Source organism: Owenweeksia hongkongensis DSM 17368 (assembly GCF_000236705.1).
GTDB lineage: Bacteria > Bacteroidota > Bacteroidia > Flavobacteriales > Schleiferiaceae > Owenweeksia > Owenweeksia hongkongensis.
In genome coordinates this window covers 683,408-705,623 of the sequence record NC_016599.1, presented here as the reverse complement: position 1 = coordinate 705,623, position 22,216 = coordinate 683,408, and the positions used below count along the sequence as shown (strand labels likewise).

Annotated in this window: 23 protein-coding genes; 4 read left to right on the top strand and 19 right to left on the bottom strand. The window is 39.7% G+C overall.

The features are described from left to right. Nucleotides 1-67: 67 nt before the first annotated feature. The gene (locus tag OWEHO_RS03285) at nucleotides 68-2,197 is read right to left on the bottom strand and encodes a Tex family protein (protein WP_014201038.1); all 2,130 of its coding nucleotides are present in this window, start codon (nucleotides 2,195-2,197) and stop codon (nucleotides 68-70) included. A gap of 98 nt (nucleotides 2,198-2,295) precedes the next feature. Between OWEHO_RS03285 and OWEHO_RS03280 the strand changes: the two genes are divergently transcribed. Continuing rightward, a complete protein-coding gene (locus OWEHO_RS03280; protein ID WP_014201037.1) occupies nucleotides 2,296-2,688 on the top strand; it encodes an endonuclease domain-containing protein in 393 nt (130 codons plus the stop codon). A 160-nt stretch (nucleotides 2,689-2,848) separates the two neighbouring features. Here OWEHO_RS03280 and OWEHO_RS03275 read toward each other — a convergent pair whose 3' ends face one another. The 11 genes from OWEHO_RS03275 to OWEHO_RS03225 all read right to left on the bottom strand — a co-directional run bounded on the left by OWEHO_RS03275 (nucleotide 2,849) and on the right by OWEHO_RS03225 (nucleotide 12,680). Then, nucleotides 2,849-5,812, bottom strand: coding sequence for a DEAD/DEAH box helicase (locus OWEHO_RS03275; RefSeq protein WP_143764488.1), 2,964 nt, complete (start codon nucleotides 5,810-5,812; stop codon nucleotides 2,849-2,851). Nucleotides 5,813-5,830: 18 nt separating this feature from the next. Then, on the bottom strand, nucleotides 5,831-7,096 hold the full coding sequence (locus tag OWEHO_RS03270) for a PQQ-dependent sugar dehydrogenase (protein ID WP_014201035.1): 1,266 nt from the start codon (nucleotides 7,094-7,096) through the stop codon (nucleotides 5,831-5,833). Nucleotides 7,097-7,173: 77 nt separating this feature from the next. Next, nucleotides 7,174-7,632, bottom strand: a complete 459-nt coding sequence (locus tag OWEHO_RS03265; protein ID WP_014201034.1) for a hypothetical protein — start codon at nucleotides 7,630-7,632, stop codon at nucleotides 7,174-7,176. A gap of 18 nt (nucleotides 7,633-7,650) precedes the next feature. Then, nucleotides 7,651-8,097: a DUF2141 domain-containing protein gene (locus OWEHO_RS17760; protein ID WP_014201033.1), complete on the bottom strand. Its 447-nt coding sequence runs from the start codon at nucleotides 8,095-8,097 to the stop codon at nucleotides 7,651-7,653. A gap of 111 nt (nucleotides 8,098-8,208) precedes the next feature. After that, on the bottom strand, nucleotides 8,209-8,877 hold the full coding sequence (locus OWEHO_RS03255; RefSeq protein WP_014201032.1) for an SCO family protein: 669 nt from the start codon (nucleotides 8,875-8,877) through the stop codon (nucleotides 8,209-8,211). Next, the gene (locus OWEHO_RS03250) at nucleotides 8,852-9,418 is read right to left on the bottom strand and encodes a toxin-antitoxin system YwqK family antitoxin (protein ID WP_014201031.1); all 567 of its coding nucleotides are present in this window, start codon (nucleotides 9,416-9,418) and stop codon (nucleotides 8,852-8,854) included. Before OWEHO_RS03250 ends, OWEHO_RS03255 begins: the two co-directional genes overlap by 26 nt. 16 nt (nucleotides 9,419-9,434) lie before the next feature. Further along, nucleotides 9,435-10,262, bottom strand: coding sequence for a YHYH protein (locus OWEHO_RS03245; protein WP_014201030.1), 828 nt, complete (start codon nucleotides 10,260-10,262; stop codon nucleotides 9,435-9,437). Between the two features lie 36 nt (nucleotides 10,263-10,298). Then, nucleotides 10,299-10,796 (bottom strand): periplasmic heavy metal sensor, encoded by a 498-nt coding sequence (locus OWEHO_RS03240; RefSeq protein ID WP_014201029.1) that lies wholly within the window; start codon nucleotides 10,794-10,796, stop codon nucleotides 10,299-10,301. Next, complete coding sequence (locus OWEHO_RS03235) at nucleotides 10,796-11,080, bottom strand: hypothetical protein (RefSeq protein ID WP_014201028.1); 285 nt, start codon at nucleotides 11,078-11,080, stop codon at nucleotides 10,796-10,798. Before OWEHO_RS03235 ends, OWEHO_RS03240 begins: the two co-directional genes overlap by 1 nt. A 35-nt stretch (nucleotides 11,081-11,115) precedes the next feature. Further along, nucleotides 11,116-11,670 carry an RNA polymerase sigma factor gene (locus OWEHO_RS03230; RefSeq protein WP_041627417.1) on the bottom strand — a complete coding sequence of 185 codons (555 nt, stop codon included), beginning with the start codon at nucleotides 11,668-11,670 and terminating at the stop codon, nucleotides 11,116-11,118. Between the two features lie 74 nt (nucleotides 11,671-11,744). Beyond that, on the bottom strand, nucleotides 11,745-12,680 hold the full coding sequence (locus OWEHO_RS03225) for a bestrophin family protein (RefSeq protein ID WP_014201026.1): 936 nt from the start codon (nucleotides 12,678-12,680) through the stop codon (nucleotides 11,745-11,747). A gap of 106 nt (nucleotides 12,681-12,786) precedes the next feature. Here OWEHO_RS03225 and OWEHO_RS03220 point away from each other — a divergent pair, with 106 nt between their 5' ends. Together OWEHO_RS03220 and OWEHO_RS03215 are read left to right on the top strand one after the other, a co-directional pair. Next, entirely contained in the window at nucleotides 12,787-13,152 is a 366-nt protein-coding gene (locus tag OWEHO_RS03220; protein WP_014201025.1) for an SdpI family protein, read from the top strand. After that, a complete protein-coding gene (locus tag OWEHO_RS03215) occupies nucleotides 13,145-14,020 on the top strand; it encodes a pirin family protein (protein ID WP_014201024.1) in 876 nt (291 codons plus the stop codon). Before OWEHO_RS03220 ends, OWEHO_RS03215 begins: the two co-directional genes overlap by 8 nt. Before the next feature lie 70 nt (nucleotides 14,021-14,090). On the opposite strand, the gene OWEHO_RS03210 is transcribed toward OWEHO_RS03215, so the two are convergent. Both OWEHO_RS03210 and OWEHO_RS17755 read right to left on the bottom strand, forming a co-directional pair. Further along, nucleotides 14,091-14,762 carry a porin family protein gene (locus tag OWEHO_RS03210; protein WP_014201023.1) on the bottom strand — a complete coding sequence of 224 codons (672 nt, stop codon included), beginning with the start codon at nucleotides 14,760-14,762 and terminating at the stop codon, nucleotides 14,091-14,093. Nucleotides 14,763-15,027: 265 nt separating this feature from the next. Continuing rightward, nucleotides 15,028-15,675, bottom strand: a complete 648-nt coding sequence (locus tag OWEHO_RS17755; RefSeq protein WP_014201022.1) for a porin family protein — start codon at nucleotides 15,673-15,675, stop codon at nucleotides 15,028-15,030. A 637-nt stretch (nucleotides 15,676-16,312) separates the two neighbouring features. On the opposite strand from OWEHO_RS17755, the gene htpG reads away from it, so the two are divergent. Then, nucleotides 16,313-18,199 (top strand): molecular chaperone HtpG, encoded by a 1,887-nt coding sequence (gene htpG, locus OWEHO_RS03200; RefSeq protein ID WP_014201021.1) that lies wholly within the window; start codon nucleotides 16,313-16,315, stop codon nucleotides 18,197-18,199. Between the two features lie 67 nt (nucleotides 18,200-18,266). On the opposite strand, the gene OWEHO_RS03195 is transcribed toward htpG, so the two are convergent. The 5 genes from OWEHO_RS03195 to OWEHO_RS03175 form a co-directional block, all read right to left on the bottom strand. After that, nucleotides 18,267-18,914, bottom strand: a complete 648-nt coding sequence (locus OWEHO_RS03195; RefSeq protein WP_014201020.1) for a hypothetical protein — start codon at nucleotides 18,912-18,914, stop codon at nucleotides 18,267-18,269. 116 nt (nucleotides 18,915-19,030) lie between these two features. After that, on the bottom strand, nucleotides 19,031-19,441 hold the full coding sequence (locus tag OWEHO_RS03190; protein ID WP_041627415.1) for a hypothetical protein: 411 nt from the start codon (nucleotides 19,439-19,441) through the stop codon (nucleotides 19,031-19,033). Between the two features lie 85 nt (nucleotides 19,442-19,526). Then, nucleotides 19,527-20,393, bottom strand: a complete 867-nt coding sequence (locus tag OWEHO_RS03185; RefSeq protein WP_014201018.1) for a sensor histidine kinase — start codon at nucleotides 20,391-20,393, stop codon at nucleotides 19,527-19,529. A 1-nt stretch (nucleotide 20,394) separates the two neighbouring features. Then, nucleotides 20,395-20,814 (bottom strand): DUF7793 family protein, encoded by a 420-nt coding sequence (locus OWEHO_RS17750; RefSeq protein WP_014201017.1) that lies wholly within the window; start codon nucleotides 20,812-20,814, stop codon nucleotides 20,395-20,397. Nucleotides 20,815-20,893: 79 nt separating this feature from the next. Then, nucleotides 20,894-22,204: a DEAD/DEAH box helicase gene (locus tag OWEHO_RS03175; protein ID WP_014201016.1), complete on the bottom strand. Its 1,311-nt coding sequence runs from the start codon at nucleotides 22,202-22,204 to the stop codon at nucleotides 20,894-20,896. Nucleotides 22,205-22,216 lie beyond the last annotated feature (12 nt).

Sequence of the window (22,216 nt, the reverse complement as noted above, 5' to 3'; positions counted from 1 at the left end):
AACTTTGCAAAATCACAAGTCAAAATCACAAGTCAAAACCACAAGTCAAAACCACTTTTCAACAAATCTACACATCCTTCATACTCAGCTGTATTCTTTTCCTTGGAATATCTACTTCCGTTACCTTAACGGTAACCTGTTGCTGAAGCCTTACTATTCCATTGGGGTCACTCACAAACTTGTTGGCTAGCTGCGAAATATGAACCAGTCCATCTTGCTTTACGCCTATATCCACAAAGGCGCCAAACTTGGTAATATTACTCACCAAACCTTGTAAAATCATGCCTTCGCGCAGATCTTCCATTTTCCTAATGTTTGGATCAAAAGAGAAAACTTCTGTTTTACCACGCGGGTCACGGCCTACTTTCCCCAGTTCAGAAATAATGTCTTTCAGGGTAGGAAGCCCAACATCTTTTGTGATGTATTTCGATAAATCAATTTCCTCAAGCTTTTTGGTAGCACCAATCATAGAGCTTACTTGGCGCCCCATATCTTTCGCCATTTTTTCAACAATACTATAGCTTTCAGGGTGTACAGCAGAATTGTCCAAAGGATTGTCACCGTTAGCTATTCGTAAAAAACCTGTACTCTGCTCAAAAGCTTTTGGGCCAAGACCTGCGACTTTTTTCAATTCTTTTCGAGAAGTAAAAGCTCCGTTTTCATCGCGATGTTTTACTATGTTTTCGGCCAACTTTGGGCCCAGACCCGAAACATAAGTAAGCAAATGCTTGCTGGCGGTATTTAGGTTTACGCCAACTTGGTTCACCGTACTTTCCACCACATTGTCCAAACTTTGCTTCAGCTTATTTTGATCCACATCATGCTGATATTGTCCCACACCGATACTTTTCGGATCAATCTTTACCAGTTCGGCCAAAGGATCCATCAGTCTGCGACCAATAGAAACCGCACCACGCACCGTTACATCATAGGTTGGAAATTCCTCACGCGCCACCTTACTGGCTGAGTAAATCGATGCCCCTGCTTCATTCACCACGTACACTTCTGTGCCTTTCGGCAAATGCATTTTTCGTTGAATAAAATCCTCAGTTTCTCGACCAGCAGTACCATTGCCAATAGCAATAGCTTCCAGTTTATATGACTCCATCAATCGGCTGAGTTTAGCAGCTGCCTGTCCGCTCTCCGATTGCGGTGGGTGAGGGTATATGTTTTCATTGCTCAGCAGTCCGCCTTGTTCATCCAGGCACACCACTTTACAGCCTGTCCTAAAACCCGGGTCGATAGCCAAAACCCTCTTGGGACCTAGGGGAGGAGCCATCAATAGCTGACGGAGGTTTTCGGCAAAAACCTTTATCGCTTCATCATCCGCTTTTTCCTTTGAGCTGTTTTTAAATTCTGTTTCCAGCGAAGGAGCAAGTAGTCGCTTGTAGGCATCTTTCACAGCAATCTGCACTTGTTCAGAAGCCTCGTTTCTACCTTTTACAAAAATATTGTCGAGTATATCCAAAGCTTCATCCTCATCCAGGAGAATATGCACACGAAGCAAACCTTCAGCTTCGGCACGTCTTATGGCCAACATACGGTGGCTAGGGCAGCGTTTCAAAGGTTCCGCAAAATCAAAGTAGTCGCGATATTTCTCAGCCTCATCAGCTTTTGACTTTACCACTTTGGCACTTATCTCAGCCTTTCGGCTAAATAGCTGGCGAACCTTATTTCTGGCGAAAGCTCTTTCATTTACCCATTCGGCAATTATGTCACGAGCACCAGAAAGGGCATCTTCCACATCGGTAACTTCACCTTTTACAAAACGCATTGCAAAGCCTTCCACATCAGTGATCTCCTGCTTCATCAGTGTTCCCGCCAAAGGTTCTAAACCTTTTTCACGAGCTACAGAAGCTTTCGTTTTTCGCTTAGGCTTATACGGAAGGTAAAGGTCTTCCAGTTCGGTTGTATTCCAGCAGCTGTTGATTTTAGACTCTAACTCAGGCGTTAGTAAATCTTGACCTTTTATACTTTCTAAAATGAACTCACGCCTTTTTATCAGCTCCTGCAATTTTTTCCATTCCTCCTGAATGTTACCAATCTGAACTTCATCTAAACTACCTGTGGCTTCTTTGCGGTAACGCGAAATAAAAGGCACGGTAGCACCTTCGTTCAGTAGGTTTATAGTGTTTTGAATTTGTCCGGCATTGATGCCAAGCGACTTGGAAATAATAGGAATAAGGGTAGAGGACATAGTATAAAAATTGGAGGGCTAATATAAATGATAGTGTGTGGTTGAAGGGTGGATTGGATAATTTGTTGAAAGTCGAGTAAATCCTTTATTTTTAAGCTATGCCTCTCCACAACCGAAAATATCTCAAGAAATATAGACGTGATTTACGATCCAATCTCACAATTTCAGAAGCACGTTTATGGAAAGCTTTAAAAGGTTCACAGCTCGATGGGCGTAAATTCAGGCGTCAGCATAGCATTGCTAATTACATTGTCGATTTTTATTGTCCTTCCGAAAAGCTCGTAATAGAAGTGGATGGCGGTTATCACCGAAACGAGTCTGTACAGATTGCTGATGCTAAGCGAGATGCCTATTTGAATAGTATTGGAATTAAGGTTTTGCGAGTGCTCAATGAGTCAGTTCGATCCCAGCTTGGGATGGTACTTGAGGCAATTCGCGCGGAGTTTAGTACCACCCCAGCCCCTCCTCAAAGGAGGGGAGATGGCCTGTGATTTTCTAAAAGTTGCTGGAAAAATTTAAGCAGATTGCCTATTGGCAGTAACACAACTTACGAGTGGCGACTTCTTATGTAATTGAATCCTGAAATTTTAATTTTATTTCGAATCAAGTTGATCTGATTTCCCCTCCAGAAAGGAGGGGCCAGGGGTGGTACTACCTCACCAGCCCCAACATTGCTTCCTTACCCATACCTTTCAAAAAAGGCTTACTCTCTCCAACCAACTTCTTCGCCAAGTGCGACTTATCTTCCTGCATCAATTGAATTTTTTCCTCAACTGTATCAGGGCAAATAAGACGGGCGGCAATCACGTGTTTTTCCTGGCCTATTCGATACACACGATCAATGGCTTGATTTTCTACAGCAGGGTTCCACCAAGGGTCAACTAAGAAAACATAATCGGCAGCGGTAAGGTTGAGGCCGGTGCCACCAGCTTTTAGGCTTATCAAAAACACTCGGGTATCTTCATTCTCCTGAAATTGTTTGACCACAGCTCCGCGATTTTTGGTGCTTCCCGTCAGGCTTACGTGCTTTATTTTTTCAGTTTTCAGTTCATTTTGGATGAGATCCAACATGGAGACGAATTGTGAAAACACCAGCACTTTATGATTTCCGGTGATGCTGCGTAGCTGTTCCATTAGCATTGCAATTTTGGCGGGCGTTTCGCCCTTCAATTTATCTTCGCCTACTAGTTGCGGAGCATTACAAATTTGACGTAAGCGTGTGATGCCACGTAATACGTGCATTGGATTTTTGTCAATTTCTTCGTCATCATGCGCAGAAAGATATTCGCGGAATTCCTTTTCGTAAGCATCATAAACTCTGCGCTGCTCGGGCCCCATTTCACAGAAGATGGTCACTTCGGTTTTTTCTGGTAATTCCTTCGCTACTTCCTTTTTAGTTCGCCTCAAAATAAACGGACTTACCGTATCCTGGAGAGCTTTGGCGCTATCCCGCTTTTTGAATTTATCAATAGGCACGGCATAGGTGTGGCGAAAAAAGGTTTTGGTTCCTAATAATCCCGGGCAAGCAAAAGACAGCTGCGCATATAGATCAAAAGTATTGTTCTCAATCGGTGTTCCTGTTAGAACCAGTCGATTGAGTGATTGCAATAAGCACGCTGCTTTGTAGCGTTGTGAAGTTGTGTTTTTAATATTTTGAGATTCATCCAAAAACACATAGCCAAAAGTAAATTCTCGGATAAACGAAACATCTGAAACCAAGGTTTGATAGGTGGTAATCACCAAATCATAATCGGAAAAATGGTCGGTGGTTTTGGGGCGGTTTGGCCCATGGTGAAGATTATACTTTATGGAAGAGGCAAACTTCTCCAGCTCTATTTCCCAATTGTGAATGAGGGATGTGGGCAAAACCAAAAAATGTGTCTTGCGGCTACGTTTTTCACGTAAGTGCAGTATAAAGGCAATCACCTGAATGGTTTTTCCCAAGCCCATATCATCAGCCAGGCAGCCACCAAAATTGAAATCATCCAAAAAATTGAGCCAGCTCAAACCTTGCAATTGATAAGAGCGGAGGGATGCTTGCAAATCCTTTGGAGCGGACACAGTTTCAACTTCTTTAAAGTTCGTCAGCTTCGAGCGGTAGTCTGCAATTTCGGTTAAAACCTGACTATCGAGCAATTGCTCGTCATACATTTCTTCTACTGCCGTAAAGCTCATTTTAGGAATAATCAGAGCTTCTTCCTGAATCTTAGCTGAGTTGAAATATTTGGCAAACTTCAGCAACCATTCTTCGGGGATTATTCCCATCGTACCATCGTCCAGCTGAACGTATCGGCTTTTATTTTTTACAGCTTTGCTCAGGTGCTTTAAGGAGGCTTTTTGGTTACCAAACTTCACTTCCACATTGGTGTTAAACCAATTCAAACCGCTTGTTACCTCAATATTTACCTTGGCTTTATTGGGGTTGAATTTGTTTCCTTTTATTTCATTAAAACCTAAAACCTGAATATCATTTTGCTGCCATTCATCAAAAGCTTTTAAAAACCAATTTTCATCCAAAAAATGAGCTTTATGTAAATAATAATACTGAAGCTCATTTTCCATTTGCTCAGGTAAATGCGGGTGTTGCCGCATGAGCATAGCCGAAAATTGGTCTTCGGCCGTATCATCTCTTTTTATGAAGTATGTATCACCTCGTGTATCCAAGCCATACAGTTGCTTTTTGGAACGCAAAGCCACTTCCTGATTGCCGTAGCGCATGGCGGGAGTGAGGGAAATGTAATCGCCATCTTCAGCAATGTAAATCAGTTTTTGCGGGGCGAGCTGTGCGTTAACTTCTTGGGTAAATTCTTTACTTATGGATTTTATGTACGTCCTGTTTACAGGAATGTAATTTTCCATTTCAGAGAGTACATCGCGCTGGAAAGCTTCAAATGATTTCTCTTTTAACTTAAATTCATTTTCATGCTTCTTGAAATATGAAATTGCTTCAAGTATTTCATGGTTTTCACACAAATACCAGCTGCTTCCGCGAGTTATGAATTGCCCCAAGCGAACCTCTATTTCATGAAGCAGGCAAGGCATTTCATTAATAGTGAGTTCGCCAAATACTGAATACATTTTGGCATTTCGCTCCACGCGAATTTGAAAGTCAATGGCAGGAACGCTAACACTTACCGGAGAAACAGAGCGGATGTTTACCTTTTCAGAAATGCGATGGTCATGCTCATAAAATTGATAGCGAGCAGGATTTTTAAAGAGCAATCGAAGTGCTTCCTTGTCGGCTTCGGATTTATCATAAAAAGTCTGAAACTTAGAAATAGCCGCATAAAATTTCAACTCTTCAGGCCGCTCAGCCTGCCACATAAAATCTATGGGGTTGGTAATATTTAAAGGGTTTTTGAGCTGCGCGCCTTTTGTCAATTTGCATTGAATGAGCTGGGCGCTAAAAAGCTTATAATAGCGATGCTGACCAATAACCACAATGGTTTTTCCTTCACTTTCCGGTTCCTTTTTGGCAGAAGGGTAATTGGCCAAATGCTTTTCCACGGAAGTTTCTCCGGAGCTATAGGGCTCGTAGTTTTCTGCGTTTTCTAAGTTTTTGGTATTGGGATTTTGCGGCTTCATAAAGGAGAGCGCAAGATGGGGATTCTTCAAGATAAATTAATGACTTGCCTATTGATTTGCAGTCACCCGCCAAATCACATTCCCGCCATCATCCGTTACCAGCATCGAGCTATCTTTCAGAATAAAAACTCCCACAGGACGACCATACACTTTTTCATCTTTTAAATCAGAAATGAAGCCGGTGAGAAAGTATTCCGGTTTGCCGGATGGCTCTCCATTTTCAAAAGGAACGAAAAGCACACAGTAACCATTTAAGGTGGTGCGGTTCCACGAGCCATGTTGGCCTATAAAAACTCCGTTTTGGTATTTTTTGGGAAAGGCACTTTTATCATAAAAAGCCAAACCTAAAGAGGCGGTGTGTGAACCCACACCATAATCCGGAACGATAGCTTTGGAAAAATCATTAGGCATATCATCCGCCCAGCGTGGGTCAATATGGTTTCCAAAATAGGTGTAGGGCCAGCCGTAAAAACCATCTTCTTGCACTGAAGTTATATAATCTGGAACAAGGTTGTCACCCAAAGCATCGCGCTCGTTTACCGCAGTCCAGAGTTTTCCATTTTCAGGGTTCCAATCCATTCCCACAGGGTTTCGCAAACCCCAAGCGTAAACTTTCTCGCCTGTCCCATCTGGGTTTATTTCCAAAATACCCGCCCTGCGTTTTTCTACTTCCATGCCATGTTCGCCCACATTGCTGGCCGAACCTACAGAAACATAAATCTTGGAATTATCCGGACTTGCCATAAGGTTTCGCGTCCAGTGATTATTGTAACCACCAGCAGGTAGGTCCAGTATTTTCTCTCCATTGCCTTTTAATGAGATATCTCCATCACTGTACGGAAAACGAAGCACCGCATCAGTATTTGCCAGGTAAAACTGATTGTTCATCAGGAGCATTCCGAAGGGTTTGTTCAAGTCATCTTTAAAAACAAAAGAAGTGTCGGGCAGTCCGTCACCATTCAAATCTCTAAAAAGACTAAGACGATCTGCTTTTGATTCTGAAACAACTATATCACCGTTTGGTAATTCATAAAGCCATCGCGGTTGATCCAATTCTTTTGCGAAAAGCTCAACATTAAATCCCTCTGGTGCCTTTGGCGTTTGGCCTTCTTCCCAGCCTTGTACCGAACTAAAATTATAAACAGACTTGGTGGAGAAAGGCTCTGCCAATGAATCAGGGTTTACTTTTCCATAGCCTCGAGATGAATCTAATTTGGTTTCTGGAGTGAGTGGTTCATCTTTGTAAATAAAAGTGGAATTGCAGGCAGAGAATGTGACTACGATGAGAGAGCAGAAAGCGATCTTGTTAAACATAAAGATGGAGGATTATAATTTCCTTGAAATTTACGTTTTTAGAAGGTTGTATAAAAAAGCAGCTTGCTGATCTCGTTTTAGAAATTAGACTCGTGTCCGGTACTTTCCATTTTTAAGTTTTTTTTTGTTGCAATTGAAACCGCCTCTAGTACCTCTTTCTTTAAAGTCCCTTCATAGTTGGTTGATTCGATCTTTTTGTAAATTCTATTCAAGTCAACTTCGTGACTAGGTGTTTCAATCTCTTTAATTATCATTTTTTTTGTCTCAAGGTTTTCAGCTTTTAAAACGGTCAAAAATAATTTGGCGTCATGGTCAAGTAGTTCAAAAACGATTTCGTTACTCCATTCCGAGTACTCGCTATTGTTCTGACAGGATTTGTCAAAAGTGCAGAAAAAGTCCTTGATTAATTCAACTGTCAAAGAATCTAAATTCTCCGCTATCAGTTTTACATTCTCAATTGCACACTTTTCACAATTCATTGCCGAAGCAGATATCGTAGTGAAGATTAGAGCTAATATGGTAGTAATATGTTTCATGATTTTAAAAAGTATTACTTACATATATTTCACCTTTATATACACTTTGGTAGGTGAGTTTCCAACTTCAAATTTGAAATCATCAAAGTTTGGCATTGACATACCTGAGTGCTCATAATTGGAAAAACCAAATCCTTCTTTTGGAAGTACCCAGCCATAATCCATTTCACCATTGTCGTTTTCGTCATCCAAAAAAGCAATTCCATAAGTATCAGGGGTGAGAGGTAACTCCACGTGCAAAACACCATCATCAGTGGTTTTTGTTTTTGGAAAAACCTTAAGCAGATATTCTTTCTCTTTTTTGAAAGTTTCATTGTCCTTGTATACACCCAGCGCCACAGTACCTTTATTATTTCTAAGGTTTGAAATTTCAACGGTAACGCTTGTTTTCTCGGATTTAACCACAGAAAAAGGAGAGGAGAATAGTAATACAGTTATGAGATTCAGAGCAATTAGGTAATTCACTATGGAGTAGATTTTGTTTCAAAAAATAATAAATGTCTATAAAGCCGTAGCAATTATGAGACCTTTCAAAAATATTCAATTGTCTGGAAGTAGGGTGATTTGGAAAGGAAATCAGCTTTCTTTTTTCAACACTCTAATATCTGCGATAAGTTGATCCATCGAAGCTTGATTTAAACCATTGTAGATTCCACGGATATAGCCATTTTGATCAACCAAGATTACATTTTCGGTATGCAGGAAGTCGTCATTGTCTTTTTCAAGTCCTAAGTCTTCTTCTACAAAATAGCTGTTTCGGCCAAGGCTATAAATCTGATCACGGTCTCCGGTAAGCAAATGCCACTTTCCGCTCACCACGTTTTTTTTCTCTGCATATTCTTTTAAAACAGGCACTGAGTCAAAATCGGGAGTTACGGAGTGGGAGAGTAGGAGCACGTCATCATCATGTAAAAATGCTTCCTGAATCAAAACCATATTGGTGGTCATTTTGGGGCAAATACCAGGGCAGGACGTGAAAAAGAAGTTGGTCACATAAATCTTTCCCTCTAAGGTTTTCTTGGTGATAATTTCACCATTCTGGTTTACCAAACTGAATTCTGGGATTTGATGAAAATCATTTAAGTCATCACTGTCCTTGGCTAGCCAACGAGGTGTAAAGGTAGTTTCATTGTAATAGGGTAGTGCAATTTCTGTGGAAGCTTTCTTCTCCTTTTGGCCACAGCCAAACAGTACTAGAGCAAATATGTAAATGCTAAGTTTATTCACTGAATTGTACTTCTTCATCTTTTAGCTCATAACAAAGGTTGGCACGCTTTAAGCCAAAAATTCTACCATCTCTGGCTTCATAGTTTGAATAAAGTTTTCCGTTTTTGCGCCAAGCTTTTTGCATTCCATTTTCCTGACCCATGGTGTAGTTTAGTTCTTTAAACTTATCACCCGTATTGTACCATTGGGTAAGTTTGCCGTCTACTTTTCCCTCTACATAGTTTGTTTCTGAGCGCTGATATCCGTTGCTCCACCATGATTTTGTAATGCCGTGTAGTTTGCCATCAGCATAAGTAGCTTCAAAGCTCAAGGTTCCATCCGAAAACCATTTTTTTAGTTTGCCTTCTTTCTTTCCTTTTCGATATTGAATGGTTTCGGAGGGAATGGCATTTTGATAATACGAAATAGAAAACCCGCTAAAGGGCCTGTTCTGATAATAAACAAGCCCTTTATTTGGGTCCAACCTCAAGTTACTTTGTAAAACTGTGTCTTCCGCGGTTTCTGAAGTAATTTCACCAGCCACAGTAGATTGCTGGCAAGCAAAAAGTGGTAGGCACAATATGAATATTATGATTTTACTGAATGGCACTAGCTGTTCCTTGATAATCTCCCGGGAATAAAATGTAGTAGGAATTCAGGTAAAGTTCATTTTGGATGTGATAATGATATTCTGATTCGCTATTGTGTTGTGTAGGACTGGTGTGACCTCCAGAAGCATCCAGGTCAGTAGGGTAGTCTCCTGTAGAATTGCATTTTCTGCCATACAGGAAAAATCCATCAGCGATAATACCAATCAGTTTATCATCATCCTCGCTCCATGCGTGTGGCTCCAGATGATAATGATAACTCTGAGGACCAGTATGGGCTGCTGAATAATCTAATGAAGGAAGGGCATTGTCAATAGGTACATTGGGGCCTTCTTCATCATTATAAATCATAGCGCCACTTACCGCCATACCAATTGCTCCAAGGCCGGTGCTGCTAGGACTACTTGCTTTTTCAGGATTAGCAGATATACGCAAAGTGTATGAGCCATTAAAATCATCAATATTGCCGGGTGCCATGTTTTGGTACGAAGTAACAGTTGGCTCTACGAATAGTGGATGATTGCTTGCCGCAGCGGGCGTGGTCAAAGTTCCTCCATTAGGGCCAGTGCTGGTTCTTTCTGTAGTATTTGACCAATAAGGCGAAGTATGGTTTGGCATCCCATTAGATTCCAGAATTACTTCATCACCATCAAGATAGATGTTGAAATTATCCTCGTCAAATTCAGCGAAAGCTGCGTGGAGCTCTGAACCTGATGGTGTGCTGTCAGTATTTGAATCATCATCTTTGCTGCATGCTAAAAAAGCGGTGGTCAATCCAAAAATGGCGAAAGCTCCGAATGTGTGTTTAAGTTTCATATTCTATTTATGTAATTATACTGGTTTAGACAACGGTTATTTATGATTCCTTCGAAGGTGCGGAGGTGGAGGAGAACTTTTTTCGTCCATCAATAACTCATCGATTGCCTGACTTAAAAAAATCTCAAAATTTGGGTATTGATCAGGGCGAAGAATTGCATTTACCTCTTTAAAATGATTGTAGGTTAATTCAAGTTTCTGGCGATCCAGCTCCGATACTTTCTTGCGGGAATCTTCATTCAATACTCCATCACCTGTAGATAGCTGGTTAAAATATGGCCTCAAAAGTTCCTTCTGCTGATCTTCCATTTTTATCATTTTCATATGATGTAAGGTTGCCAGTTCTTCAAACTGCTTCAGCTGTTCTTTATCTAAATCCAAAATTTGAATTGCCCTTTTTCTAAAATGACCATCCTCTCCATCATGGCTGTGGGAATGACTTTGAGGGTTGTTGAAAACCAAAAAACTCACTAATCCCAGATTTAAAACAACCATTGTGATAAGGCCAATTTTATAGAATTCTAACTTTTTCATTAGTCGTAAAGATTGTAGTTAGAAATTAGTGGACTCGAATCTTTTTCCACGCTAGTGTTAACCGAATCATTAGTTCGTTCGTAGCGTACTATTCCATAAATATTAAATCCTATTATCAAGGCTGCTGCTACCGAAGCAATACGAAGCCAGTACATTGGAATCACTTGGGCTTCCTGCTGAAATAAGGCACTGTCTATTTTATCAAATAATGAAGTGCTTGGCTTTGCTCGCTGTATTTTCCCAGCGCTGTCTATTATTCTATCTATCGGATCTTCTCTCTTCATTTTTGTAAGCTTATTCTTTAGACATCCCAATTGTATCAATTCCTTCGGTGGGGATGAATAATTTCTAATTTTTTTCTAAGGTTTCCTTTGGCTCTCTGCAATAGAGACTCGGTAGCTTTTAAAGACGTTTCTAAAATATCGGCTACTTCTTGTCTTGGCAGGCCTTCAATAAAACTCAAGACAAAGGCCGCTTTTTGACTTTCGGGCAAACTTTCAATGGCTTTAAAAAGATAGGCGGTGTCTTCTTTATTTTCCAATAAGACACCGGGATGTTCAAAATGGCTGACTTCGGTTTCCTGCTCGCTTAGGCGAAATAGCGTAAACCTCTTTTTCTTTTTACTGAAGTTGATAGATGTGTTGATGGTAATTCTGTAAACCCAAGTGCTTACTGAAGATTTACCTTCAAACTGTTTCGCCTTACGGAAAATGGTCATGAAGACATCCTGGGTGACTTCTTCAGCATCCTTCTCATCTTGAAGGTAACTAATAGCCGTGTTGTAGACCTTTTGAATGTATAGGTCGTACAAGTCCTTAAAAGCCTTTTGGCTTCCATCGGCTACATTTAGTAATATCTGCTGGTGGCTTTCCAATTTTAGATGTCGGTCAGTTGTGGTCTTACAACTTTGACTCACAAAATAGAAAAAGGATTAAATGAAGGTAATTCTCACATCAGCGCTCCACCATCTTCTTTTAATGGGCTAGGCACATCGGCATCTCCAATAATTTCTTTGAGGTCAATTTCAATAACCGTAGAAATTGCAGAAAGTGGAACATCTGTTTTCCAGTTTTGGAATGGACTGGACATAGAAAGCCCCAACACATAAATTTGGTAGAATATCCATCCTACAATAATTGTAACCGGAACCACAAGCAGCGGGGCAGAAATTGAAATGAAGGTTTCGATAAGGGAAAATGGTAAGAATAGTATAAATGTGCTCAGAAAAGCCAGTGTATAATAATCATAAGGGCGGGGAAGGGGTGTTGCCTTAATTCTTTCGGCACGGCCTTGTAGATCAGTAAGTCGCGTCAAAGTATCATCCATTTGGATATAACTGTAGATATCCATTATGTCATGGGCATTCAGCTCTTTGATGGCATAACCGTTGAGCATCGCTATCTGGGTAACCTTATTAGTTTTTTGCATAATTTGCTCAAAGTCCTTTTTGCGGAGATAATAGCCAACTTCCTTTTGCCAAAGTGCTTCATCTTTTTGCTCCCTCAGCTGCAGCCTAAGTGCATTTACCCATGCTATTTGATAATGGACAATACGAGTACATTTTCTCCACAACTCTTCAGGCACATTTTTAGGATCTACAATGGTAAGACCTTGTCGGGTAAACGTTCGACTTTCGTTTACCACACCACCCCAAATTTTTCTGGCTTCCCACCAGCGGTCATAGGCGGATGAGTTTCTAAAACCAAGGATAATAGACAGTGCTGTTCCTAATACTCCAACCACTCCAAGTGGAATTGTAATTGCATCCCACCCAATCACAATATGCACCACATACGCGGCAATGCTACAAATTAAGCTGAAGAAAATATTTTTCCATGAATAGCGAATGGCGGTATCAAGGCGTAGATGGCGTCTGGTTATCATAGGTTGGTTTGGTTGTAAATAAATTGGCTATCAACTCCTTCGAATATAACAAATCTGCGGTGATGCTCAGAATTGCTTTATAAATTAGCAACTCAACTTTTGAGCTATGGATTTTACAAACCCCTTCTTTATAACCTCTTTATTACTGGGATTAATTTACATTATTGCTGGATGGCTAATGATTAAATTTCCACCAAAGTGGCCTAATTACTTATACGGATACCGCACTGGGCGTGCAATGAAGAATGAGCTAAACTGGAATTTTGCTCAACGATTTTCTGCCAAAGAAATGATGAAAGCTGGTATGGTTTTTCTTTTGATTGCTGTTGCCAGCCCAATCATTCCAAGCGATGATACAACTACGGTGGTTACAGTTGTTGTCCTATTATTTCTATTGATGATGTACCCAATCATCAGTACGGAAAAGGCTTTGAAGAAGTTTGATAACAAAAACAGCAATAAAGATGAGTAACACAGACCTAATTATAGAAGAACGCAGTCGTGATATTGGCGACTTTCTGGTTGGCCGGATTTTACCCTTTCGCAAAAAGCGTATGGTTGGGCCATTCATATATTTTGATCACATGGGGCCAAAGGAGTTTGGATCCAATGAACGCATGGATATCGGGCCTCACCCACACATTGGGCTTTCTACGCTTACCTATTTGCTGGAAGGTAAAATTGTACATCGCGATAGTTTAGGAACGGAACAAACCATTAAGCCAGGTGCGGTAAACTGGATGACAGCCGGTAGTGGCATTGTGCATTCTGAGCGCTCTCCAAAAGATCCTGTGGAAAAGATAAACCGCATGCATGGCTTGCAAATATGGGTAGCGCTTCCCTTGGAGCATGAAGAAATAGAACCTTCGTTTCATCATATTGAAGCTAATCAGTTGCCAACTTGGAAAGGTAAAAATCTTGACTTTAAGCTGATTGCGGGGAAAGCCTTTGGCAAAGAATCTCCTGTGCCTGTTTACTCTGATTTGTTTCTAATGGAAGTTCACACTAATGAAGAAAGTGAAATCAATCTTGTAGATAAAGTAAGGGGAGAAGTAGCGATTTATGTTTTAGAGGGCGGTGTAAAAGCATGCGATCAAATTATTCCAAAAGGCAATGTACTGGTTTCTAAGAAGCCTAATGAGTGCGGTTTTATTGTAGAAAAAGGTTCACACATTTTAATCTTTGGTGGAGAACCGTTCGAAGAAGAAAGACACATCTACTGGAACTTTGTAGCTTCCTCAAAAGACAAAATTGAAGCAGCTAAAGAAAGGTGGAAAAATCATAAATTTTCAAAAATATCAGGAGATGATGGTTATGTGCCACTGCCAGAGGATAGATAGTGTATAAAACAGAACACCCGATATCTCATAAGGAAATACCGGGTGTTTTGTATTTTAAAAGAGATGACTATTACAGCTCGAAAAGAGTATATCCAACTGTTAAGCCAAATACAGTGTTTTTAGCAGTTAGATCACCATTGCCACTATTTTCTGTAGCTATATTTATTAAACCCAAGCCGTAAAAGAAAGCAACACTAATTTTATCAAACTCAACACCTGCCTTAGCTTGTAATCCAAAATCCAAACGTTTTAATTGATCCTCGTCTTTTTCATTTCCCCATTCTATTTTATCATCACTTTTTTGGGTTCCAAAAAAGCTTGTTGTTTCCGTCTCTGAGTTTCCGAATAGCCCAACTCCAATGTACGGCCCAACTCCAACAAACGTCTGGATATCTGCTACTTCAAAATTAGCTTTTGCCAAAATGGGAATGGTTAGATAATAAGCACTGAGTGTGCCACTCACGTCAACGATAGCAACTGTCTCGTCAAACTTATATCCCATAGAACTAAAGAGAAGTCCTCCATCCACTGATATCAGATCGGTAAGTGGGTAATCGACTGTAGCACCTACATGAAATCCTGTCCTGATCTTAGGGTCGGGTAAGACTCCAGCTGATGCATCAGCCGATTGCATGATGCTTGAGAAGTTTAAACCTGCAGCAGCATTAATCTTTTGTCCAAAGGTCACGGTGCTTGCACAAAGTAACAGGCCTAAGGAAAATAGTTTTGAGATATTTTTCATAGTAATAGTCGGAAGGAAAACCCCTTCAATTAGTTAAACATTTTAATTGTGATAGTTCAGTTATATAGCCTTCATAGCTATATTTCTGCTGTCAAATTTACAAGAATATCGAATGTGTACAAGAGGTATTAGCAACTGAAATGAACAGCTCCTTTGCATCAGTTTTAGCTAATGAATATTGATTTTAATGTGTCCGTATCAAAAAAATAACCCGATATCTCAATATAAAATATCGGGTTTCTTTATGTAGCCTTAGTTCTGATTTTTACTTCTCAAATAGAGTATACCCAACGGTAAGACCAAATACTGTGTTTAGAAAATATTCATCCTCAACAGATATCACATCCACCAAGCCTTGCCCGTAAAATAAAGCAACATTTATCTTGTCAAACTCTAAACCTACTTTTGCCTGTAAACCAAAGTCAAACCTATTCATACCATTTTCACCCCACTCAATATCACCACTTAAATCCTCTGAATTTCCATTAGCGGGAGTATATTTCCTATCAACATTACCAAAAAGTCCAAATGCTGCGTATGGACCAACCCCTGCAAAAGCCTGAATGTTGCCTAACTCAAAGTTGGCTTTAAGTAAAATAGGAATAGTTAGATAATAAGGGCTAATATTTCCCTCTACATGTTCAGGTCCAAACCCGTAGTCAAAATCGTTATTAATACGGTACCCCATCGAACTCAATAGTAGACCACCGTCAATCGAAAATAAGTCGGAAACCGCATAATCTACAGAAGCTCCTATGTGAAACCCAGGTTTAAGTTTTGGTTCAGAAAACCCTAGATTGGTAGTGATGCTTGAAATGTTCAATCCAGCATTAACATTAATTTTTTGAGCAACAGCATTTCTGCTGAGTAATACTGTACAAGCTATAATTGCAAAAGTTGTGAGTTTTTTCATTTTCGTTCTTAGACTTTTCAGCCTATTTGTTTAGTTAATCGTATAGAAGTTTAGTTGTATAAGGCAATTTCGTTTTTGCCAAATAGAGGGGCAAAAGTAGGACTAATCCTATGCCTTTCAAGAATTTTAACATTTTCTTATAACACTTTGAAGCTTGACGAATTAGCCCCGCCCATGGACTGCCACCTCATTTACCGATCCGCTTGGCGTTGATTACTACACTGATATCGCTAAAAAAACAAGCTAGTTTCTTCACTCGAATGTTGTAAATGGGAATGGTGTTACAAGTTTTACCGTACATGATGCGCCACCCAAAGCACCACAGCTGCTAGTAAGCAAATTATGCTAATTGCTAACAGCAGGATACCTCCCAATATTTTTAAAAGATTGAGCGCGAGTAGAATTAGGCCAGCGATAAATAGTATTCCGATAACTTTTGTCATGTGTACAATTTGGATGATTAAAATTGATATAAAGTGTACAACAACTCAATCTTCAAAAAGATTTAAGGAGACAATTTCTTACCTCTCATTTATAAACAGTCAGTTTGTCACTTTGAGCAGCAGCGGCACGTAGCTTGCTTTTACTGTTCCCGAATTTTTGAACAATCATTTTCAAACTCTAAAACTGAGTAAATATGTCAAACGGAAAGATTAATGTAACGGCCGACAACATTTTTCCCATCATCAAGAAGTTCTTGTATTCTGATCATGAGATCTTTTTGAGGGAGCTTATTTCAAACGCGGTAGATGCTACGCTTAAGCTAAAAACCTTGACTCGCATTGGCGAATCAAAAACTGAGCTAGGTGATCTTACCATCGAGATCAAGATAGATAAAGAAGCAAAAACCCTTACCGTAAGCGATAAAGGATTGGGTATGTCTACAGAAGAAGTAGATAAATACATCAACCAATTAGCATTTTCAGGTGCTGAGGAATTTGTAAAAAAATATGAGGACAAGGCTGACGGAGCTGCCATTATTGGTCACTTTGGTCTTGGATTTTACTCAGCCTTTATGGTAGCCAAAAAAGTGGAAATACTTTCACAAAGCCACAATGCTGAGGCAAAAGCTGCACATTGGGAATGTGAAGGCGATCCGGAATTTACACTTGAGGAAGCGGAAAAGGCCGAGCGTGGAACAGATATCATTTTGCATATAAATGATGACTCGCTAGAGTTCTTGGAAGAAGCAAGAATCCGTGAGCTGCTGAATAAGTATTGCAAGTTTCTTCCAGTGCCGATTAAGTTTGGAACTAAAGAAATTACCGAAACTTTAGGCGAGGGCGAGGATGCCAAAGAAGAAAAGAAGGTGGTTGATGATATCATCAACAATCCTGTTCCAGCCTGGACAAAAGCTCCAGGTGATCTGAAGGATGAAGATTATAAAACCTTCTACCGGGAGCTTTACCCACACACTTTTGAAGAGCCATTATTCCACATTCACCTGAATGTAGATTACCCATTTGACCTTACAGGAATTTTATTTTTCCCACGTGTGAAGCCAAATATGGAGCTTAATCGCAACAAAATTCAGTTGTACCAAAACCAGGTTTTTGTAACTGATAATTTGGAAGGCATCGTTCCTGACTTCTTGACCATGCTGCATGGTGTGATTGATTCTAAGGATATTCCATTGAACGTTTCTCGTTCTTATCTACAGAGTGATGGTGCTGTAAAGAAAATCAGCAGCCACATTACCAAAAAGGTAGCGGATAAGTTGGACGAACTTTTCAAAAATGACCGCAAGGACTTTGAAAGCAAGTGGGATGACATCAAGGTAATCATTGAGTATGGAATGCTTAGTGATGAAAAGTTCTTTGCTCGTGCACAGAAATTTGCTCTTTATCAAAATGTAAAAGGGGAGTATTTCACCTTTGAAGAATATAAAGAGAAAGTAAAGGATCTACAGACTGACAAGGACGGAAAGTTGGTAATGCTATATGCTGCGCATAAAGATGGTCAGCATAGTTTTATAAAGCGCGCGCATGACAAAGGTTATGACGTATTGCTAATGGATAGCCCAATTGTGAGCCACTTGATGCAAAGATTGGAAACCAGCAATGAGAATCTGACTTTTGCACGTGTGGATTCTGACTCTATTGATAAATTAATCAAGAAAGATGAGGATCAGCCAAGCAAGCTTACTGAGGAGCAAATAAATACTCTTAAGCCAATCATCGAAGGGTCAGTAGATAAAGCTAAGTTTACCGTAATGATGGAAAACCTGAGCTCTGATGAAAGTCCCTTTATTATTACCGTACCTGAGTTTATGCGAAGAATGAAAGAAATGAGCATGACTGGTGGCGGAATGATGGGAATGGGCAACATGCCTGATATGTACAATTTGGTGGTGAATACCAATCACGATTTTGTAAACAACATCTTGAGCGAAAGCGATGAAGAAAAGCAAAAAGCGATGATAAAACAGGGAACTGATTTGGCTTTGCTTTCTCAAAATCTATTGCAAGGTGAGGAGCTTACCAACTTTGTTGAAAGGTCATTTAATAGCTTGACCAAAGGTTAATTAGGTATACTTAATGCAATTATAAATTAAAGCCCTTTTGGAATTCCCGAAAGGGCTTTTTTAATACTTATCTAGCACCTACGCCAAACTGAAATGTAAGCGAAATAATTAATCCCCCTGGCTGCATCATTTTCATGGTAAGCTCACTGGCATCACTAATTTGTTCAGTTTCTGGTTCCACCAAAGTGTAGGGTGAATCTACCATTTCAAATGCATATCCAGTACCGATCCCAAATTTTGAGGTTCGGCCCATTCGAATATGATACTGGTAGGTTAAATTAAAAGTTGGTGAATTATGAAGGTTTAAGGTAACTGGCTGCAAACCTTCTTTTCCTTCCAAGTATAACTGGGTTTCAAAATTGTCAAGCCCAAAGGCATTGGTAATACCCAAGCCCAATGCAGACCCTAGGTACTCCTTTTCCCTAAAGTAAAACATTATACCACCACCAGCTTTGTAGCCCCAGCCTCCTAAGCCACCTACAACAAAGGCAGAAAAATGAGGAACAATAGGAACTTCAAAGACAGCCCCAATAAGTCCAGAATAATTATTGATGCCCATACCAGGCCCCAAATAAAAATAGGGGGTAAGTGCAGATTGCGGATCTTCTTGTGATTTTTTAATATCATCAAGTTTAAACCGCTGAATTTCTTCGCCTTGAGCCAAAATAACAGTTCCGAAAAGGAAGAAGGAGAGAAGTAGGGTTAGTTTTTTCATGTTAGCCAATATGAATGAGTTCCGCAAAAATAGAATTTTACTCAAAAGGGTGAATTCCTACCGTCTTAGTGTACAAACGGAAGAATAGAAAAGAAAATGAAATTCACTTTGAAAAATCACTCTTTTACCAAGGATACCCCTTCGGTAACACGAAGCAATTTGCGGAGCATTCGTGGTGATGCATTGTAAATATTAATGGAGTCATATTTATTGTAGTCCACAGTAACCACCCTTCTAGGTAAACCAAGTAACTGCTGTAAAAAGCTAGCATCTTTAATGGCCATTTCTCCAATGTTGGTATACGGTATTTCTATTTTACTGTGCAGCCAACTGGTTATTACAAGCGCATTTTCTTGAAAATGATAAGTGGTTCCTTTTAGTAAAAAAGGGTATACCAAAAAGTATATGGGAGCAAAACCCATCGTCCAGCTTGGCCAGCCCTGTAAAATCACCAAGGCATAAAACAGGCCAACCTGGCAAAGCCAAAAAAATATGGCAAATACTGATATTTTGGATTTTAACTTCAATAGATAATGTGTGAGCCACCAAATTACCTATTTACTAAAAACAAAACAAATTGAAATATTGATTAGGTATTGGAATATTAAAAACCTAAATAGTTGTTTTGGGGATTGTAAATACAAACTTTGCTCCAGTTGGCTCTATGTCTTCTACCCAAATTCTGCCCCCGCTTTTAGATACAATCTTTTCTACAATAGCGAGGCCAACACCTGTACTTTCGTATGAGGCATTTCTAAGGTTTTCAAAGAGATTGGAAATAATTTTTTTCTCATTATCCTTTAGGCCAGGGCCGTTGTCAATAACTGCTATCTGGTGATGTGAGTCAAATTCGCGATATTCGATTTGAATCTTACAAAATTCCTTATCACTGTATTTTATTGAGTTAGTTATAAGATTTCTAAAAACCTGGCTAAGAGCCGTTTCGTTGTGAAAGACTTTTGGTAAATCATGAGCATATTCAATACTGACACTGTCATTTGATTGATAACTTTTTGATACTTCCCAGCATAAGTCCGATAGACTTATAAAAGACATTTCCATACGGTCATTCTCCAGGCGAGAATACTGTAAAATGCCATTTATCAATTTAGAAATTTGAGTATTCGCATCTTTTAGAATGCCTAAATATTCTTTTAGTGAATCTGAAGGAATGTGACCATTCTCATTGACTTCATCCTGCATAAAGTCAATTAAACCATTGGACGCTAAAATTGGAGATTTTAAATCATGAGCCACCGTAAAGCTAAAGCGATCGAGGTTTTCGTTTATTTCTTCAAGACGCTTCTTTTCATCAACTTTATGCTCTAGCTCTTCACTTAACATATTAAGGCCATAGGCTAGCACATCCATTGGGTCATCTGATAGTTCAGTTTTTACCCTTTGAGAAAAATCCAAACGAGCCATTGCAGCAATCATCTCTATTAGGGTATCTGTCTTATTTGGGATGGTTTGATTCATCTTATGCATATGATTTGAGCCATTCCAGGGCTTTGTTTTGATTGGTAAATAAACGTGTAGGAAATTCGGTTTTATTTAAACCTAAAAAGAAGCTTCCCAAAAGCTTGGTTAATGGAGAGTCCACTAATAAAGCACAGGCATTTTGATATTTAGCTATTTCTTTTCCTTGAAAAAGTCTACGGCATTCTGAAGAGGCCCCCTTGGCATTACGGATATCCACAAAAACCGGGATTTTCTTTCCATTATAAATGGCTTGAACACCTTCTATAATTGCACGCCCATCCTCAACATCAAGGTAGGCGTTTTCAGTAATAGAACAGTGTAAAATACCACTGTCCAGGAGTTTCATTTGTTCTTTTGGGGTAAGGATCTCCTTCATCAAAAAAATGTCAATCAGTTGAAGTAGTGCGAATATAGACATTGTCTTGATAATTTCTCATCAGAGTTTGGATAGGTTTTAGCCTTAAACGCTGAAAGAGTCTGGGGTTTGGTTGGCTTATTTATAGTACACTTATCCTTACTTTTTTAGTTTTAAGCTTTGTGTTATTTACCAATTTGATTACTGAATCGACCTTGGTTTTTGGCACAGAAACAAAAGCATGATCTGGCTGAATTTCAATTACTCCCAATTCATCAGATTTAAGTTTTCCTTGTTTAAAGAATAAGCCAGCAATGTCTCCTTTAGAAATTTTATCCCTTCGTCCTCCGGAGATGTAAAGGGTTTCCCAGAGGGAAGGGGCGGGAAGTGGTGACTTAGATAATTCTTCAACTTCTACCTCTTTTACATACTCAGGGAGCACTTCATTTTCATACTTTAAAATATAAGCAGTACCATCACTATTCATTCGGGCTGTTCGGCCATTTCTATGTATAAATTCATGCTCTTTAAGTGGAAGGTGAAAGTGAATGATAAACTTCATTTCTGGGATATCAATACCACGAGCTGCAAGGTCAGTGGCGAGCAAAAGTTGATGTGTTCCATTTCTAAATTTCACCAAGGCACGTTCACGATCCATTTGTTCCATGCCACCATAAAAGCAACCATGGCTTATTCGCTTATCATAAAGGTAATCGCTGATTTCATCAATACTATCTTTCAAATTACAAAAGATGATTCCGGGTTCAGCGCCAATATGGCAAAGTAAATCCACTAATGTTTCGAGCTTATCCTTGTCGGGAGCAACTACTGTTTTTAGCTGTAGCTGTGATTCTCCTTCTTTTAAGTAGTTAATTTTCTTTGGGTTCTTTATTCCTACAAACTTTGGAATTTTGGCTCGCTGTGTAGCAGAGGTAAGTATCTTTTTCTCTACAGCTTCTAACGCCCAGGTAATTTCGCTCATCTCTTCTTCAAAGCCAATTTCCAGAGATTTATCAAACTCATCAAGTACCAAAGTTTTGATAGATTTTGTGCTAAATGTTCCTCTGCGTAGGTGGTCAGCAATTCTTCCTGGTGTGCCCACCAAAATAGCAGGGCGGTGTTTCAAATCTATTTTATCCTGATTAAAGGGACGACCACCGTACACTGCATTGGTTTTAAAACCAGAGCCCATTTCACGCGCCACTTGCTCTATTTGCATGGCCAATTCACGCGAAGGTGCCAAAATCAAAACCTGTACTTCAGGGTTTTCAGCATTCAGCATTTCAATTATGGGAAGTAAAAAAGCGAGTGTTTTCCCGGTTCCCGTAGGGGATAGGAGAACCACTTCTGAAGAAGACTGAATGGTTTTATGAGTTTCTTCCTGCATGGGATTGAGTTTTTCAATTCCTAGCTTTTCTAAAATGCGCTGCTGATTTTTTCTGGTGTCTAACATCCGGCAAATCTA

Coding starts and splice junctions, on each gene's coding strand:
- OWEHO_RS03285 (WP_014201038.1), bottom strand. CDS start 2,197: ATGTCCTCTACCCTTATTCCTATTATTTCCAAGTCGCTTGGCATCAAT.
- OWEHO_RS03280 (WP_014201037.1), top strand. CDS start 2,296: ATGCCTCTCCACAACCGAAAATATCTCAAGAAATATAGACGTGATTTA.
- OWEHO_RS03270 (WP_014201035.1), bottom strand. CDS start 7,096: ATGTTTAACAAGATCGCTTTCTGCTCTCTCATCGTAGTCACATTCTCT.
- OWEHO_RS03265 (WP_014201034.1), bottom strand. CDS start 7,632: ATGAAACATATTACTACCATATTAGCTCTAATCTTCACTACGATATCT.
- OWEHO_RS03255 (WP_014201032.1), bottom strand. CDS start 8,877: ATGAAGAAGTACAATTCAGTGAATAAACTTAGCATTTACATATTTGCT.
- OWEHO_RS03245 (WP_014201030.1), bottom strand. CDS start 10,262: ATGAAACTTAAACACACATTCGGAGCTTTCGCCATTTTTGGATTGACC.
- OWEHO_RS03240 (WP_014201029.1), bottom strand. CDS start 10,796: ATGAAAAAGTTAGAATTCTATAAAATTGGCCTTATCACAATGGTTGTT.
- OWEHO_RS03235 (WP_014201028.1), bottom strand. CDS start 11,080: ATGAAGAGAGAAGATCCGATAGATAGAATAATAGACAGCGCTGGGAAA.
- OWEHO_RS03225 (WP_014201026.1), bottom strand. CDS start 12,680: ATGATAACCAGACGCCATCTACGCCTTGATACCGCCATTCGCTATTCA.
- OWEHO_RS03220 (WP_014201025.1), top strand. CDS start 12,787: ATGGATTTTACAAACCCCTTCTTTATAACCTCTTTATTACTGGGATTA.
- OWEHO_RS03215 (WP_014201024.1), top strand. CDS start 13,145: ATGAGTAACACAGACCTAATTATAGAAGAACGCAGTCGTGATATTGGC.
- OWEHO_RS03210 (WP_014201023.1), bottom strand. CDS start 14,762: ATGAAAAATATCTCAAAACTATTTTCCTTAGGCCTGTTACTTTGTGCA.
- OWEHO_RS17755 (WP_014201022.1), bottom strand. CDS start 15,675: ATGAAAAAACTCACAACTTTTGCAATTATAGCTTGTACAGTATTACTC.
- htpG (WP_014201021.1), top strand. CDS start 16,313: ATGTCAAACGGAAAGATTAATGTAACGGCCGACAACATTTTTCCCATC.
- OWEHO_RS03195 (WP_014201020.1), bottom strand. CDS start 18,914: ATGAAAAAACTAACCCTACTTCTCTCCTTCTTCCTTTTCGGAACTGTT.
- OWEHO_RS03185 (WP_014201018.1), bottom strand. CDS start 20,393: ATGAATCAAACCATCCCAAATAAGACAGATACCCTAATAGAGATGATT.
- OWEHO_RS17750 (WP_014201017.1), bottom strand. CDS start 20,814: ATGTCTATATTCGCACTACTTCAACTGATTGACATTTTTTTGATGAAG.
- OWEHO_RS03175 (WP_014201016.1), bottom strand. CDS start 22,204: ATGTTAGACACCAGAAAAAATCAGCAGCGCATTTTAGAAAAGCTAGGA.